This is a genomic window from Vibrio sp. R11-SG3-ISO9, from assembly GCF_059834255.1.
Genome location: NZ_JCBDGU010000039.1, coordinates 174,641 through 190,869 on the forward strand (window position 1 = coordinate 174,641; position 16,229 = coordinate 190,869).

The following is a 16,229-nucleotide window of genomic DNA, read 5'->3' on the forward strand; positions in this document are numbered from 1 at the left end:
TTTATAAATTCTGTGTATAGGATAACCATTTGTACGGGAAAACTTGACCAAGCTACTGTACGGATTGAGGTTTAAAGGGAGCTAGTTTGAAGATCAACCCCATGAAAACAAAAAACGCGTTACAACCAAAGGCAGTAACGCGCGATATTAATCAAAAAGAAATTCTATTTAGCATTCGTCATTAACAACACGAACTGTACACTCACAGCCACCTACCGGGCATTTGCTACCATCCGAACGTCCAAAAGAGTCGTAAATAACATAGCAACCTGAAGGGAGGTCTGCATCGGGAATATTGGTACTATCAAGCTGTGCTTGCGTGAATGAATGGGTGTAACCAATAACTGTGTGTCGGTTACCAAATTCCGACGTCAAACTTTCATCGTCAGATAATGTTAGGAAATCGAGCATGTTAAGCTTATCGCCCGACTCGCCTCGGCTTTCTGGGCATAAGGTGCCCCAATCGACTTCAACACTACCGATACCAAAATCAATCACGTAGTTGCTTTGATCACTTGGATTCTCTGCGCTAGGGTCAAGCCCTTGAATAATGGCTTTCGATACAACTTGAGCGTTCACACTGTCCATTGCACTTGCAACGCCTTCTAACACTGCTTCTCGCGCTGATTCTTGGATTCCCAAAAACCTTGGTGCAGCTGTCACAGCGAGGATGCCGAGTATAATCACAACGACAATCAACTCTATGAGAGTAAATCCATTTTTCTTCATAACACACTTACCAATAACAGCAAATTCAATAAAAAACCTGAATGAATATTCTAAAACTATACACTGTCATTGCTGAGGAAGACATAAGTCGTCAATCGCAATTTGACCGCAGTCTTGAAATGAAGAAACCTAGGAAGCTGTCGCGTAATACGTAACCTCGCTGAGTTTTGTCGAGTTTTAATTAAATAGAGCTGCGAAATTCTCGAGGGCTCACACCGGTTTTTGCTTTAAAAAGCTTGGAGAAATGTTGAGGATACTCAAAACCCAACTCATAGCCGATTTGAGTGATACTGTGCTCTGTCTCAGCCATCAGTGTCTTAGCACGCTCAATGACAAACAAATGGATATGCTCTAGCGCGTTTTTTCCGGTCTCTTTCTTTAACAGATCGCTTAAATAATACGGAGAAAGCCCAAGTTCTTTACCACAATATTGAACCGTAGGAATACCAAGCTCGAAAGGTCTATCGCCTTGATAGTACTCGGCGAGTAATTTGCTTAAACGGTGAATATGATCATGGTTCAAGTCTGCACGCACAATAAACTGGCGATCATAAAAACGGTTACAGTATTTAAGAAGTAGCTCGATGTTGGAACAAATTAATGACTGAGTATGCTTGTCGATATTAGCCTCTGTTTCGTTGCCAATATTGAGCGCGATATCTGTCACCATGACTCTTTCGCGCTCTGACAAGTGCAGCGCTTCGTTACTCTCGTACTCAAAGAAGGTGTAGTCGAGCATTTTTCCATAAAGATCCGACTTAGCAATCAACTGTGGGTGAAAAGCCAACGTCCAACCAATTGAGTCCTCAACATGTTCGCTAGGAGCAATGCTCACCTCTTGTTCTGGCGCGAAGAATGTCATGGTACCAGTATCAAAATCGTAGGTTGTCTGCCCGTAACCAATACTGCAGTTGGCACCATCCTTGAGTGAAATAAAGTACAGACCAAACCCCAGAGTCAGATGTTCGTTGAACTCTCGCGTGATCTTAGATTGATCAATCAATGTAACCAGAGGGTGCGTCGGTTTCGGCAACCCTAAAAACTGGTGTAGCTCAGAGATAGTATTTATCTGTACTTTCTTGGTCATAATCACTCTCCAGCCGCTTTACTTAATCGTTGCAAGCGTTACTGAACAACGGCTCTCATTGTAGACTCTAATTCTGCGTAATATGGGTTCCATGTTAAGCGAGCATGGATTCGCCCTTTTTCAGTATAACCCCAAGCAGAGAACCATGTCGGCTCACCATTCTCACATGCTTCAGTATCTGATTTGCTAAAACTATTCTCACAAATAATCTTTTCACCTTTCTCACCGTAGTAACTATTTTCTGGGGCGAACAGTGTGCTCATGTGCGATGCTGTGCTGATTCTAAGATCATCACGATGCATTGAGTAGACTTGAGTCTTACCTAACTCGTCAGATTGCTTTTGTTCCCCATACCACACCAACTTGCTATTGGGGTGGGTAAAGTGGTTCTCGAAGTAATCGTACAGTGCTTGCGAATCAATCACACTATCCGCTTCCGCAGTGACCAACAACGTTGGGATATCTAACTCTCTTCCTTCAATTTTGTCACGGAACACTTGTGCACTCTCAGAATAGGCTAAAGCACTATTAATCGGCGCAGAGCTGTATCTCGCAAAATTATTCTCCTCTGCGTTCCAGCCATCAGTAAACAGAGCGACAAAGGGAGTGAATTTTTCTAGAAATGGCGTGACCGTTTGGAACCCAGGAGAAAACAGCATCAGCCCATCTACTCCGTCATTATCCAGCGCATGAATAGAGACAAGGTTTCCTCCTGTCGAGAAGCCGCCAAGCCAAACTTGATCATGTTCTTGTTTAAGCAGGTTCGCATAATGGTCAACTAGAGTTTGCCAGTCTTGATAGTGAACCAACTTCATGTGCTCAGGATTGCTTCCGTGACCCGGTAATAATACAACTTGTACATAAAAGCCTTGTTCTACCAAAGATGTCGATATATCACTAAAACTGAATGGTGAATCGCCAAGGCCGTGAACCAAAAGAATCGCCTTATCTGAAGTCGGGTCGCCTTTGCTGTATGGGACGTTCATTGACAGCTCTTTGCTATGGTCTTCAGCAATGAAGGCGCGATTTTCTGACAACCACTCGCTCGTCGTATCCACATATTGTTCAAACGAGGGCTGAATATAATCGTAATACTCGCTAGATGTATGAAGAGGCTGATGAGTTTCATTGACGCTGGAGCACCCCATTAAAACTAACGCGGCTAGAGAGATGACGACTAGTGGCTTGATGATCTTCATGGGGCTCCTCAACATCTTAGAATTCTATTGACTAAGCAGTGATACGTTCTACTGGCCAATTCATGGATATCACTATTTTAAGGAACCCTTGCGCTCACTACTTATACAAATCTAAAAAAATAGCGTTACTTCATTAATAAAGAATACACGCCAAGATATTGAATATTAGATAGTTATTTCAAAGCTTATCTATAATCTGGAAAATGTATAAGTCGATCACTAAGGAAGAATAGGTATATGCAGTTTCTAATCGGTGAGAGGCATAGAAGCGAGAGTGGGCAAAGAGGTTCTTTGCCCAGTTGATTCATTTTGAGTTATTTGATTAGACGTACAATCAACGAACCTGGAGCACGAAGGGTTTCAAGGTTGTGGCTAATGACAGTACCAGACTCAGGCGCTGTGTATCTCAGTAACTCCTTGCCAAGTGAATCGTATTGGATTGCAAGCAAATCGTCCTTTTCCACTTTCTGCATCAACGAAACCTGTGGCTCTACAAAACCGCCCTGCTTAGCTTTAATACTTATGATCTTATCGCCTTCTAGTGGGCTGTTCAGTTTAGAAACTTCACCTTCAATGACACCTTCCGCTATTAGGATGTTAATAACCCCTTGAGTTGCACGTTCCACCAGTTCACGTTCAAAATAACGACCAGAGCCTACTTCCACCGTAATACTAGGCACACCGTGTGTGTTCCAAGCCGTTTCCAACACCCCTTTCTCACCCGGATCGTTCAAGACCACATCAGCGTTCATAAGAGCCGCCATATGTTTTGCTTTTTCAACTCTGTAATCTGCGAAAATATAGAGTGGATAGCACGTCCCTGAGGTTTGTGTGTGCAGGTCGATCGCAATATCAGCGTTTGGCAATAATAGGTTGTTCCATAGCGTTCCTAGATAGCGCTCAACTTCATTCCCTTCAACATTACCAGGGAAGAAACGATTGAGGTTTGACGGCGATGCATTAGGATCAACAGGGAAGAAATTGCGACTGTGATTTAAAATACCGCTCAGGTTAATCGTTGAAACAATAGTGACGCATCCGGCGATATTTTGCTCAACGAGTCTTTGTGCAACTTTCATTGCTGTCATGATTCCGTTCTGCTCATCACCATGAACACCAGCAGTTATCACGACTTTCTTGCCCTCACTGCGGCCCTTAAAAACTCGAACAGGTAACTGTTGCCATTGCCCGATAGCATTGGTCGCTACAGCAAAGCTTAACGTGTGATCACCCGACGGGAGTTCATCCACGTTCAGTGAGTGAAGGTATTCAAGAACTTGCGTTTGATTATGTGTCGCCATTTCTGACATATCGATTTCCAATAGATTTAATAAACAACAAAGGCGAGTCTCAGCTCGCCTTTGGTCGTAGTGTAATATAAGTCGGTCAATTAATTCGGGATCGCGAATTACTTTTCAGAGATTAAGCGAAGCCCATCAGGTGTGCTGCAATAACGACTACGCTTGCTAATACAAACAGCAGGCCAATAAAGCGACCACAGAACTTAACCCATACTCCCCAATCGATGCGACATACGCCCAGAGTTGCCATTAGAGAAGCAGACGTCGGTACGATGATATTAGTAAAGCCATCACCCAGTTGGAACGCCAGTACTGCAACTTGACGAGTTACACCTGCGATATCCGCCAACGGAGAAAGCAGAGGCATGGTTAGTGCTGCTTGACCAGAACCTGACGTCACGAAGAAGTTAAATACAGATTGGAAGACAAACATCAGCCAAGCAGCCATCACGTCTGGAAGACCACTAATAAAAGAACCTGCGCTATTTAGAATCGAGTTTAGTACGCTCGCTTCGCTACCAGAACCACCGCCTAAAATTAGAAGAACACCTTTCGCACAACCTACCAGTAGCGCAGGCGCTAGCATCATTCCTGCCCCCTCTTTAAACGCATCTGCTGCGTCATTAAGAGACATGCCGTTCAAACGGAAAATAGCGCCGATGATTGCCACGATAAAGCCCATAGTGAAGAATTGAGAAGCAATCTCTGGGATGTACCAAGCATGAACTACTACACCGTAAATAACCCAACCAGTAGTGCCCGCAACAGTTAGCAAGACTAACGTATCAGCAAAAGACCATTTCGCAACAGGTTGATCATCTTGTTCTTGCTTGCGGAAATGTTTGTCAGTTGCAAAGGTAAATGATGATTCTGGGTTCGCTTTAATTCGTGATGCATACAACATGGTGAAACCAATACCGACAACCGTAAAGCATGCCCACATCACCATACGGAAGGTCATGCCAGATAGTACAGGAATGCCAGCGATACCTTGCGCGATTGCTACTGAGAATGGATTCATCCAAGACGTTGCAAATCCGATTTGAGTCGCAACGTAAGTTACCATCACGGTAGTAATACTGTCGTAACCAAGTCGTACCATTAGTGGGGCAATAATAATCGCAAATGCTACCGCTTCTTCACCCATACCGAAGACTGCACCGCCTAAAGAAAACAGTAGAAACAACACTGGGATAAACAGTGCTTCGCTGCCTTTAGTTCTATTGATTAGGTGAAGAATACCGTTATCAATGGTGCCTGTGCGAATAACAACGCCAAACGAGCCACCAATGATCAACATGAACATGATTACGCCAATTGCGCTACCCCACTTCGAGCCTGATACCAGACCTTCAAATGGGAAGTTCATTAGACCAATACCACCACCAGACGCGAAGAAGCCAACCGTGTTGTAGACGAGCTCACCGTTTTCATCTGTTGCGTAGCTAAAAGAAGCAGGGTCGATAACGGTGCGCGTTTTTTCTGCACCATCAACAATGAAAGAGACGTCTTGGCTTTCAAAAGTACCAGCAGGAATGAAATAAGTCGCTGCTGCGGCAAAAATACCGATCAGGAAAATCAGGATCAGTGTATCTGGCAGTTGCCATGATTTAGTTTTCTCTAGAGAAGAGATAGAAGATACTTGAGACATAAAAAATTATTATTCAAAAAAGATGCATGAATTATCAATAAAAGCGTAAGTTACTTCAACCTAAATTTTCATCTTTAGTGAATTAATAATCTATATTTTGATCATAAATAAAAAATAATTACTATTTCTGAGCAAATTTCAAGCATTAACAACCAATCAGTCATATCAAAAACAAATCAATCACACCACTTTAATTCCTCCATCAAATGCAAAGATTATTTTTTGAACAATACTATTTATGTACATGCATAATCTCATTAATAGGAAGCAAACATGAATAAAATGATCACCTTGCTCTTGCTAGGATTAATGACCATCAGTTTTCCGTTACTGGCATCAGGACATTTCCAGGTAAACGAACAGCTCTCTACAGTTAACTTTGCTTCGATAAAGAAGCAGTATGTCGTTGAACCCGCTGTCATATCAGGCATAAGTGGTAAAATCGACGATAAAGGAGTCTTGGAGCTCACAATCCCACTTAACATGCTAGATACTGGCGTATCTATACGAAACGAAAGATTAAGAGCGATGTTCTTTGATGAAGAGAAGTTCCCATCGGTCAAGGTGACGGCATCGGTGCCTGAACAACTGATGGGTAATGAAAACCTCGCGATGCAGAAGATGCTTCCAGCGACAGTTGAACTCTACGGCCAGTCAAAAGAGCTCATTTTTACTGTAAACATCGTCAAATCGGGAAGCCATTTAATGGTGTCTACCGCCAAACCAACCGTTATTTCAGGCTTCGATTTCGGTATACCTGAAGAGAGCTTAAGCAGTGTGTCAAATACCGTGGGTGACATCGCACTGTCACCCAGCGTACCTGTGAATTTTTCACTAGTGTTAGAGAAACGCTAACTCTAAACTTCAAGGCTTGGGTAATCACATACTCCAAGCCGCTCTTAGAGGCTCGCTATAACGGTCACTGTTTTTTGGAGCTAAACGCACCGAGATTTCAGTCTAAATGTTAGATGAGCCTTTCAACTGCGACTCATCATTTCCAATTTAGCGGAGTCATTAACGTCCACCAGCAATATCAATGAAAGTACCCGTAACATATGAGGCTTCGTCAGATAGCAACCATGCTATAGATTCCGCGACCTCTAACGGTGTTCCACCTCGCTTGAGTGGGATGTTAGGCGCTAAGCGCTCAACACGGTTAGGCTCTCCACCATCAGCGTGCATTTCTGTGTGAATGAAACCTGGTCTAACTCCATTAACTCGAATACCTTGCTCAGCTAACTCCAACGATAGACCTTTAGTTAACGAGTCCATTGCACCTTTGGAAGCGGCATAGTCTATATATTCAAATGGTGCCCCAATTCGAGAGGCAGCAGATGAGACATTGACGATTGCACCCGGACCATCGAGTTGATTGATGAATGCCTTACAACACAGAAAACAGCTTCCAATATTCGCAGCCATGACTTTGTTAAAACGCTCATAATCAATGTCCGCTAAGCGAGATTGAGTGAAAAGAACACCTGCATTGTTCACCAAATGCGTTACCTGCCCTAACTCTTGGTTTACTGCAGAAAACATAGCTTCCACTTCGGATTCGATAGAGGCATCCGCTTGAAAAGCCATCGCACTGCCACCTTTCGCGACAATGTCTGCAACCACCGAATTTGCTGCACTGTGGTCTTTACGATAGTTAACACAAACACGGTAGCCTCTACTTGCTAGCAAAAGGGCTGTTGCTGCGCCAATACCACGCCCACCACCAGTGACAATTACTACTTTCTGCATCGTTTTTCCTTATCTTAATATTCCATTTGTGGAAATACATTGCATTGAGGACGTGAGTCCAATGCTTATTGGATTCTATGAGATTCCACTCATTACTTTGTAATACACCAGGCCAAACAAACCCGCGAACACTAAAACAGTAATCAAGATTTTTAACCAAAGAAACTTCATACCTATATCCACCTTTATTTTTGCTTTTATCTGGAAGTTGATGATATGCAAAAGAAATGTGGTGAACAAGGCGTGCTACACAAAGCTACTGGTTAGATCAAAAAAGCAGAGCCACTATTTGCGGCTCTGCTTCGTTCATTGGCTAATGTTCGTTAATAGTTAACGCGATTAGTTAGCTGGGCGCCATACACCCCATTTGTCTTTTGCGTAAGTCGCTTGCGGGTTATCACCACCTTGAATCCACCATTGTGCTTTCCAGTTTTGGTCTGCATAAGTCACAATCTCACCGCCAAGGTAAGTTTTGGTCGCGCTCCAAGCATCGCCATCATCTGGATCTGGAGTCGGCGTTGGTGGAGGTGTTACTTCATCATCAGCAATCACTTCAAAGCTAAAGGTCTCTACACGCTCACTGTTAATTGCGTTTGCAGAGAACGTCAGCGTTTCGTTTTGTGAAACAGATGTAGTATCAATTAGCACAGAAGCGGTTCCGTTATTCTCAATCGTTACCGATGTACCCGAGGTTTGAGTAAAGTTTGCTGGTTCTTCCGTTGCAATTACAACTTTATCACCTGCGTTAACCACTTTATCACTCTTAACAAGTTCATAGATATCGCCCGCTAATGGCTCAACGTTACCATCACCATCTTTGACTAGCGTAAGTTCACCTGAAGCGCGACTATCTCTTGAGTTAAAAAAGTTGCGTGACGGATCGTTTTGGAAATACATGTAGTGTTCCATTTCCGCGTGCCAATCACCGATGAAGACAGCACCGTCTTTAAACTCTTCATGCCAACCATTAATTTCAGATGCGAGTAGTCGTTCCCAATCATTAACGTTTGATGCATCAATCTTAATATCGAAGCTACGCGCTACGTCACCATTTTTATTGATAATGTCGTACTGGACAGTGTCACCAATAGCAGGTGTAGCAAAATCTGTTGGGATGTAAAGATCACCGCGAACGAGATCAGGTTGTGGACCCGGCTCTGGCGGAGGCGTTTCACCATTAACAATCGTGATATCCGAACAGTTGTAGAAACCCTCGCCTGCCGCATCATCACGCTGCCAACGTACGAATAAAATAGCATCACCGGAACGGTCAGATGGAATAGTGACATCCATACGATACTTGCCGCCATTAACCGCGACATTACCTTCGGTTTGAATCAGGTCTAAATCACTCCAAGCTAATGCTTTACTTAAATCAGCGTTAGGCTTAGTTAGGTAAAACTCCCAAAAAGATGGGTTGTGTGGTGCCGTCGCGTTAAATACAAACTCAAATGTGCCCGCATTTACTTCAGTACGAGTCCAACCAGTGTGAGGCGCTCCCATACCTTGTTTCTGTGGGTCATTTGCGTAACACAGTGTGCCGTCAGGAATGGCAGCACGAACAGCATTCATGTTGTTGAAGTCAGTGATATTTTTTGCGTATTCGTTGCGCTGAACAAAAGGGTAAGTACCAGAGATATCTTTAGCGTTCGCACAAGCTGCATTAGGTGGGCTACCTGACCAGATACCACCTTGTTCGTAACAGATGTTTTGACGAGCGCTTGGAAACTCTGACCAACCGTGCGCGTGAGCAGTTGTAGACATACCTGAAAACAGGGCCATGCTTACTGCTAGCTTTAACATATTTTTATTTGCAGTCACTTTTAAACTCTCTACATTTATTATTTTAGATTTACGTGCGGAATAAACACCACTACTTAAAGCACGCAATTAGTTTTCTATGAAAACCTTATAAAATATTATTCATTCAAGAGATCAATCACAGTGAAAATTATTTCTATATGAATAAACATCACAAATTTACATATTGATGTGAATTTTACAAAACTGATTAAAAACAAGCAAATAGTTGATAAATAAGAATTTAACCTTAAAAGAAAGACTGAAAAACCATCTTAATTTACACATCTGATGAGTATTCACCTGTAATACTTGACCTATTCTAATGTGTGACAATCACCCAAAATTATATTTAAAACCATTAATTAAAGGCGAACTAATATAATTAATTTTTATACATAAACTCAAACCCATCACTAATAGTGAGATTTAAAAACCAACAATAACTCTGTTTATCAATAATAATATCCATAAGAATTACGAATATTATTTTCAAAAGTAGGGATTTAAAGTGGCTAAATCTTAGTGATAGCTATCGACCAGCCTGATTTATGCTCACATTTGACCAAGCTCAAGAGAACGTGAAATTCACAAAACTAATCGATTCAATAACTTTAAACAAAAAACCGAATGCTTTAGCATGCAATCAGCGTTTATAAAATAGTCGGGTCTCCTCATGCGAATACTGCTACTTATCCTCTCAATAATTGCCGCTCCTAGCTTTGCTGAAACCAAAATCATCAAACAGGTTATGGACATGGACTCAGAGAACATCGATAAAATGTACCAATTCATTCCCGACTACGTAGAGATAGAGCCTGGTGACAAAGTGTTGTTCAAAGGTACTGTAGGTTCCCATACAGCCCACAGTATCCAAGGCATGCTTCCCAAAGGGGCAAAACCTGTCATGATCTCAGGTTCAAATGCCCAAGAGATTACTTTCGATAAGCCAGGTGTATACGGTATTAAATGTAAAGTTCACCACCGTCACGGGATGGTTGCCTTAGTCGTAGTAGGCGATCCAAATGTCAATCTAGAAGAAGCTCGAGCGGCCGCGAAGAAACGCGTCAGTCGCAGAGCTCAAAAGAAGATGCAGCTCTTGCTTGATAAGGCCGAAGAGAAGGTCCAATAAAAAAACAGCGCCATTAGGCGCTGTTTTTTTATATTTCAGTTGGCTATAACGCTAGCATAGCAATCCAAGCTTACACTATGTTGCGTGGGGCAAATGAAAAGCCTTCGAACTGATGCTTGTATTGAGACTCACCAATTTTTTTAATCTTAGCAACACCCATCTTGTAGTTATAGTTACCACTTATCTGATCGACGACTCTTGTCGTTAAAGAGTTTGCAGGGTTCTTCATATCCAACATATTGCAATATAGGACCCCTTCTTTAGTTGCTGACGTCACAATCGCCACCGCTTTGATCTCTGCGTAATCCAATTGAATATGTCCCTTGTCCATCAGCTTACTAAACTGAAAGTCACCCTCCTGTACACTCAAGATAGTGTCCTTAAAGTTCGCTACACGTTCTGAGTAAACCAACACTTCATCGCCGGCTTCGATGCCACGCTTATGTGCATCATTAGGATGAATCTCGATCCAATTTACTGGCCAACGTTTAGAGATATATGGCCTCCGCTCAACATCATCAAAACCTGATTGCCAGATTTCATTGATACGCCCATTGGAGAACCACAGCTCGTCACTCTTTGGCGTAATCCATTCATAAAAGTCACTAAAGAGATCCCAAGGGTGTTTTTGAAGGTTCACCTTCCCTGTTTGCGTGTTGAATCGGGTAAGCGTTTTACGCATCAAGTTGGCGCCTTGTGGCCCATCTTTTAAACCTTTCTTTTCGAACTCAGACCAACTCATCTCGGTGTCGTGCAGTCGCTTAGTACCAATAAGCTGTTTGGTGTCATAGTTGTAAAAGACTGGACCTTGGATTCCTTCAGTTCCGAACTCAGCCAACTTCTGGTGTAATGTTTTGCCTTCAGCATGAGCGGCAACTTTTATCATATTGAAATCTTTACGACTCCCACGGCTAAATCGAGACGACTCTTCGGCCACTTCATTCGACGTTTGCCAGTCGAATCCATCGTAACCCATTCGTGATGCCATCTGACCAACAATCCACCAGTCTGGTTTTGACTCACCCGGCGCATCAGTAATTTTTTGATAAAGACGTAAACGTCGCTCACCATTCGCACGCATGAAATCCTCTTCTCCCCACGTTGCTGCAGGAAAAATAATATCGGCAAAGTCTTTACCAATCGGCTCTCTTAGGTAGATGTCTTGATTGATCACCACCATGCCACCTGAGTCAGCACGCCTCTTGAGCGTCTCGATAATATGTTGTTTATTTCTCTGGGTAACTTGATGTGGGTTGCGCGCTGTCAATTCCGTGAATTTTTCTTTCAGCCCATAACTGCCACACATTGACTGTATCCACGTAGTACCAATCACGTGAGCTATTCGAGTGTGTCCTGAATACAAGTAGCGGTCCGTATCAATAGAGCGACGACGACGCCCCTCGACTTTTTCCGGAGACTTATTCCTAGGCAACTTGCCTCCAGACACACCACCTCGTTGGTGACCACCAAAACGACCAATCACTCTACCTTGGCGTCCACCTGTACCAATAATGGTAGCGAGCGACGCGATAGCGTTGGTATTTCCGGTATTGTTCGACCAATAGAAACCCTTCTCAATCCCTATCGATGTTTTAACACGTTCTCCTGATACAGGTTTGGCTAACATTTCCGCTGCTTGATGTATTTTTTTGACATCAATTCCAGCAACCCTTGCTGCATACTCAGGAGCATATTCGGGTTGTTCTAGGTTCCACTGTTTGTAATCATCAAAACCGTCAGTTTGAAACTTGCCCCAAGTTGTACGCCATTGCCACGGCGTATTTCGTGTACCTTGCCCAAACCCAGAGTTAGACTCCCATTTGTTATTGACCCACTTTTTTATCCACTCGTCGTCTTGCCAACCATTTTCAAGAATCAATCTTGCGATTGCACCTACCACCAAGTTATCTGAGCCGGGGTTGATATCTAAATGAAGCCCACCATTGTCTTTCAACCAAGCGATACCAGCAGTTTCTCTTGGGTTAAGAATGACGGTTTTCATACCACGTTGAACAGCCGGCATAATGAACTGAGTAAAAATGATCGTCTTAGTTTCGTAAGGATCAGTACCGCATATCATTAAGGTATCTGCACTTCCCCAGTCATCATAGCTGGGTGCGAAGTTGTCGAAACCAGCATCACGGAAACCCGGCGTCGCTGTCACATCCGACGGCGTATCATGAAACGAGAAGTTAGCCGTATTGATATGTCTTAATGCATATTTAGTAATGGCATAAGTGTTTTCAATATATTGATAGGAATAGGTTTTTACGCAATAACTGTTTGATCCATGGGTATCAATAACATGACGTCCAACTTGAGCGGCAATATCAAGGGCAAAATCCCACTCTACAGGCTGTAATGTTCCATTTATGCGGACAAGAGGCTTTTGCAGTCGATCTCTGGTTGGCGTGTTAGGGTTATAGAGTTTTCGAGCCAACAGGCCCCCTCTTACCGAAGAGTCACCGCCTTTGTTTACAACATTAATGTCTTTATCAGCGATAACGACAACGTGATGAGGTTTGCCTTTATGAGTAATAATATTGTGTTGCTGTGGAGCCACCCACGCCTGTAATGCATGCACAGGGAAATCGACGCCAAATGCATTCTCATCTGCACGAGCGCCGCCAGGAGCCACATCTACTGGCCAACGATATACCTTGTATCCACAAGCAACAATGCAGTAGTCACAGGCTGTTGTAATCACTTCTGCGCTAACAGGAGGGATTATGGTTTCTGTTGGACTTTGGTAAGTATTCATCTGTTGTACTGTCATTTAACTCACCTCCACATCAATTAAGTTCTCAACTCGACCAAAGATCAGTCCCATGACACCAACGGCATAGATATCATCGCCATCTAGCTCAAGTAACACTTGTGGTAAGCTCTCAAATGCTTGACCAGATACCATTATCCCATGTCGGCGCAGATCAAATGTTGATAAGTGAAATGGGCACTGCCCAACAATCCTGTGCTCACCTTGCGCTTTATAAGCGCCGGTCAAAGGACCACCTTGATGAGTACAAGTCATTGAAAATGCAATGACATCTTTGGTCGTACCTATGCCACCTCCACACTCAATATCTGCTTTTACTAACATGGCTACCGAGTTAGGTCCGTCGTCTGGATATTGAAAATAGACAGGTTCATGGTTCTTAAGATTACTTAGCTGAGCAATCTTCTTCCTTTGATAGCCGACAACTCGGGCATCAATTTCTGTTTCGGAACTGGTGCCTGCAAATAGAGTAAGCGGAATAATAGAGACGGCGGTCGCCGCGCCTGAATACAAAAGAAAATCGCGGCGGGACATCATACAACGGTTATGCCCTTTCGATGACGCAGAACGTTTTGTGGTACTCATTTCTTCGCCCCCATCAATTGTTCTTTAGTAAACAGTGGCTGGTATTCAGGAATCATGGGTTCATCTATCTCTATTTCTTCCCCAGAAAACGCTTCGACGAATCGAAGCAGGTCAAGTTTTTCATCTTCAGTTAAACCGAGTGGACGTATTAACGGAGATTTTGTCTCAGGAAACCCGGTGGTTCTGCCGTCTTCGGTGACACCCCCGCGATTGTAAAATTCAATCACAGACTCCAACGTTGGTAGTGTGCCATTGTGCATGTAAGGGGCTGTATATTTGGTATAACGCAAACTCGGTGTTCTGAATTTCCCTAACATCTCTTTGCGCTTGGCGCGAAAATAAGCGCCAGGGTCTGCTTTGGTATGGCGGTACATATCTTCCGTGACACCTTTTGAATAGAGCTCAAAACGGAAAGTAATTTGTGCTAGCCCATCATCTTCCCACCAAGGGCTCGGTGGAACACCGATGTTATAGAACCGTTGGTCCGCCGCTAACTGACCGTTATGGCAAGCTATACACCCAGCTTTTCCTTCAAACAGCGATTTACCTCGCAATTGAGATTCGGTAAGTGCACTCTTGTCACCAAGCAGATAGCGATCTATCGGTGTATCACGCTGGATCATTGTGCGTTCAAATGCGGCAATCGCGCGCCAAGCGTTATGGATTTTAGGGGTGTCGTCGCCAAATACCTCCTTAAAGCGCTCAACGTATTCAGGCACTAATGCAAGGCGAGCTTCCATAATGTCGTCTTCACCATTACCTGCCACCGCACCTTTTGCTGCATCTTTGGCTTGCGCCTCGAGAGACATAGCGCTGCCTGCCCAAAACAACTTATCGTAGTACGCTGCATTGATAATAGTTTGACTGTTTCGCCAATGAACTGTGCCCGGATACCCCATAGATAAGTCATCAGGGAATGCCCAGCCTTGTGACTCTATGTGACAACCAGAGCAAGGACTTGTTGTGTCACCACTAAGGCGCCCGTCAAAGAAGAGTATCTTTCCGAGTTCGATTTTTTCTGGCGTTTGCTTATTATCCGGAGGAATCGGCACCTCACCCAAAGCTTCTAATTTGGCTGCGCTCGCGTCACTAATGGGCAAAAGAGCCAGAATCGTTGCGTATATCAGAGTGTTAGTTTTTAGCATCAGCCCACCCCTCTGTGTATTCATACCCGAAGTCATACTCAAGCCATTCGTACTTCTCTCCGGTGAGTGGGTCGCCCGATAGTGACTTTAAAAATTCAAGCAAATTGCTTTTCTCGGCATCTGTTAAATTCAATGGTTTAAGTTTTTTGTCTTTATTTGAGTCTTGACCGCCACCTTGATCATAGAAATCAATCACTTCTTCTAATGTTGCTAGCATGCCGTTGTGCATATAAGGTGCCGTATGCTTCAGCTCACGGAGCGTTGGCGTAATAAATGTTCCCCTATCACTGCCATCCGCTTTATGGCTTTGAACATGAGCGCCCACATCACGTTTCAGCGTCAAGTAATCTTGGACGCCCATAAACATATTGAAGGCCAGAAACGATTGGTGACGCATTGGATCCAAAAAGATATCAAAGTTTTCGGGTACACCAGTATTGTGCGGTAAGCCGTCACTGAACAACTCCCCAGTGTGGCAACGATTGCAGCCCGCCTTTCCGTCAAAAAGCGCTTTCCCTAATTTCGCCTGTTCAGAAAGTGTGTCGAGATCGTAAGGCGCATTTTGCGAAGTTAAACTCTTTAGATATTCAGGGATCGCTTTACGTACACCACCGTTTGAAGGCTCACCTAACCCCGCTTTTTCGAACATCTCAACATAGATAGGATCTTGCTTTAAACGCTCTTGCATCAAGCGCATATCCATATTCATTAACCAATCTTCAGTGATATTCTCACGAACTACGTCGTTTAAATTCGTCCCAATGCGCCCATCGTGAAACCACACGGTTTTGTACACAGTATTGATGAGTGTTGGGCTATTACGAAACCCTTCGCTGCCGGTGTAAGCCGGACTCAGTGGCTCTGGGTAAGAAAACCCATTTTCAGGAATATGACAACTAGAACAAGAGATAGAGTCGTCGCCCGACAGCCGAGTATCGAAGAACAGTCTTTTGCCCAACTCGGCTTTTGCTTGGTCATATTGAATGGGCGGCAATCCTGCTTGTAAACCCATGGAAAAAAGAAGACTAAGTCCTGCAATAGATTGAGGTAAACCAGTCATCTACGCTCCTTTTTATGT

General features: G+C 43.6%; 13 protein-coding genes. 2 read left to right on the forward strand and 11 right to left on the reverse strand.

The genetic code is table 11. The features are described from left to right. Nucleotides 1–168: 168 nt before the first annotated feature. The 5 genes from AC6R05_RS13155 to yfcC all read right to left on the reverse strand — a co-directional run bounded on the left by AC6R05_RS13155 (nucleotide 169) and on the right by yfcC (nucleotide 5,967). Nucleotides 169–729 carry a type II secretion system protein gene (locus AC6R05_RS13155; RefSeq protein ID WP_084181900.1) on the reverse strand — a complete coding sequence of 187 codons (561 nt, stop codon included), beginning with the start codon at nucleotides 727–729 and terminating at the stop codon, nucleotides 169–171. 181 nt (nucleotides 730–910) lie between these two features. Further along, the gene (locus tag AC6R05_RS13160) at nucleotides 911–1,816 is read right to left on the reverse strand and encodes a helix-turn-helix domain-containing protein (RefSeq protein ID WP_500647624.1); all 906 of its coding nucleotides are present in this window, start codon (nucleotides 1,814–1,816) and stop codon (nucleotides 911–913) included. A gap of 38 nt (nucleotides 1,817–1,854) precedes the next feature. Next, entirely contained in the window at nucleotides 1,855–3,015 is a 1,161-nt protein-coding gene (locus AC6R05_RS13165) for an alpha/beta hydrolase (protein WP_500647625.1), read from the reverse strand. A 314-nt stretch (nucleotides 3,016–3,329) separates the two neighbouring features. Next, entirely contained in the window at nucleotides 3,330–4,316 is a 987-nt protein-coding gene (locus tag AC6R05_RS13170; RefSeq protein WP_500647654.1) for a succinylglutamate desuccinylase/aspartoacylase family protein, read from the reverse strand. A gap of 121 nt (nucleotides 4,317–4,437) precedes the next feature. Beyond that, nucleotides 4,438–5,967, reverse strand: coding sequence for a putative basic amino acid antiporter YfcC (gene yfcC / locus AC6R05_RS13175; RefSeq protein ID WP_500647626.1), 1,530 nt, complete (start codon nucleotides 5,965–5,967; stop codon nucleotides 4,438–4,440). Between the two features lie 273 nt (nucleotides 5,968–6,240). Between yfcC and AC6R05_RS13180 the strand changes: the two genes are divergently transcribed. Next, on the forward strand, nucleotides 6,241–6,822 hold the full coding sequence (locus AC6R05_RS13180) for a YceI family protein (RefSeq protein ID WP_285464558.1): 582 nt from the start codon (nucleotides 6,241–6,243) through the stop codon (nucleotides 6,820–6,822). A 159-nt stretch (nucleotides 6,823–6,981) separates the two neighbouring features. Here the strand turns inward: AC6R05_RS13180 and AC6R05_RS13185 are convergent, their stop codons facing one another. Together AC6R05_RS13185 and AC6R05_RS13190 are read right to left on the reverse strand one after the other, a co-directional pair. Then, nucleotides 6,982–7,713 (reverse strand): SDR family oxidoreductase, encoded by a 732-nt coding sequence (locus AC6R05_RS13185; protein ID WP_150869514.1) that lies wholly within the window; start codon nucleotides 7,711–7,713, stop codon nucleotides 6,982–6,984. A gap of 339 nt (nucleotides 7,714–8,052) precedes the next feature. Next, on the reverse strand, nucleotides 8,053–9,534 hold the full coding sequence (locus AC6R05_RS13190) for a lytic polysaccharide monooxygenase (protein WP_500647627.1): 1,482 nt from the start codon (nucleotides 9,532–9,534) through the stop codon (nucleotides 8,053–8,055). Nucleotides 9,535–10,189: 655 nt separating this feature from the next. On the opposite strand from AC6R05_RS13190, the gene AC6R05_RS13195 reads away from it, so the two are divergent. Beyond that, nucleotides 10,190–10,645 (forward strand): plastocyanin/azurin family copper-binding protein, encoded by a 456-nt coding sequence (locus AC6R05_RS13195; RefSeq protein ID WP_500647628.1) that lies wholly within the window; start codon nucleotides 10,190–10,192, stop codon nucleotides 10,643–10,645. A gap of 70 nt (nucleotides 10,646–10,715) precedes the next feature. Here the strand turns inward: AC6R05_RS13195 and AC6R05_RS13200 are convergent, their stop codons facing one another. Genes AC6R05_RS13200 through AC6R05_RS13215 form a run of 4 tightly spaced genes read right to left on the reverse strand, consistent with a single transcriptional unit; the run spans nucleotide 10,716 to nucleotide 16,211 of the window. Beyond that, complete coding sequence (locus tag AC6R05_RS13200; RefSeq protein WP_500647629.1) at nucleotides 10,716–13,421, reverse strand: molybdopterin-dependent oxidoreductase; 2,706 nt, start codon at nucleotides 13,419–13,421, stop codon at nucleotides 10,716–10,718. After that, the gene (locus AC6R05_RS13205; protein ID WP_500647630.1) at nucleotides 13,422–14,006 is read right to left on the reverse strand and encodes an arsenate reductase (azurin) small subunit; all 585 of its coding nucleotides are present in this window, start codon (nucleotides 14,004–14,006) and stop codon (nucleotides 13,422–13,424) included. Continuing rightward, nucleotides 14,003–15,151, reverse strand: a complete 1,149-nt coding sequence (locus tag AC6R05_RS13210) for a cytochrome-c peroxidase (protein ID WP_500647631.1) — start codon at nucleotides 15,149–15,151, stop codon at nucleotides 14,003–14,005. The genes AC6R05_RS13205 and AC6R05_RS13210 overlap by 4 nt, the downstream gene beginning before the upstream one ends. Next, nucleotides 15,138–16,211: a cytochrome-c peroxidase gene (locus AC6R05_RS13215; RefSeq protein ID WP_500647632.1), complete on the reverse strand. Its 1,074-nt coding sequence runs from the start codon at nucleotides 16,209–16,211 to the stop codon at nucleotides 15,138–15,140. Before AC6R05_RS13215 ends, AC6R05_RS13210 begins: the two co-directional genes overlap by 14 nt. Nucleotides 16,212–16,229: the final 18 nt, after the last annotated feature.

Excerpts from the sequence above, each read along its gene's own strand:
- AC6R05_RS13160 (WP_500647624.1), bottom strand. The coding sequence starts at position 1,816 with ATGACCAAGAAAGTACAGATAAATACTATCTCTGAGCTACACCAGTTT.
- AC6R05_RS13170 (WP_500647654.1), bottom strand. The coding sequence starts at position 4,316 with ATGGCGACACATAATCAAACGCAAGTTCTTGAATACCTTCACTCACTG.
- AC6R05_RS13185 (WP_150869514.1), bottom strand. The coding sequence starts at position 7,713 with ATGCAGAAAGTAGTAATTGTCACTGGTGGTGGGCGTGGTATTGGCGCA.
- AC6R05_RS13195 (WP_500647628.1), top strand. The coding sequence starts at position 10,190 with ATGCGAATACTGCTACTTATCCTCTCAATAATTGCCGCTCCTAGCTTT.
- AC6R05_RS13210 (WP_500647631.1), bottom strand. The coding sequence starts at position 15,151 with ATGCTAAAAACTAACACTCTGATATACGCAACGATTCTGGCTCTTTTG.
- AC6R05_RS13205 (WP_500647630.1), bottom strand. The coding sequence starts at position 14,006 with ATGAGTACCACAAAACGTTCTGCGTCATCGAAAGGGCATAACCGTTGT.
- AC6R05_RS13200 (WP_500647629.1), bottom strand. The coding sequence starts at position 13,421 with ATGACAGTACAACAGATGAATACTTACCAAAGTCCAACAGAAACCATA.
- AC6R05_RS13155 (WP_084181900.1), bottom strand. The coding sequence starts at position 729 with ATGAAGAAAAATGGATTTACTCTCATAGAGTTGATTGTCGTTGTGATT.
- yfcC (WP_500647626.1), bottom strand. The coding sequence starts at position 5,967 with ATGTCTCAAGTATCTTCTATCTCTTCTCTAGAGAAAACTAAATCATGG.
- AC6R05_RS13215 (WP_500647632.1), bottom strand. The coding sequence starts at position 16,211 with ATGACTGGTTTACCTCAATCTATTGCAGGACTTAGTCTTCTTTTTTCC.
- AC6R05_RS13165 (WP_500647625.1), bottom strand. The coding sequence starts at position 3,015 with ATGAAGATCATCAAGCCACTAGTCGTCATCTCTCTAGCCGCGTTAGTT.
- AC6R05_RS13180 (WP_285464558.1), top strand. The coding sequence starts at position 6,241 with ATGAATAAAATGATCACCTTGCTCTTGCTAGGATTAATGACCATCAGT.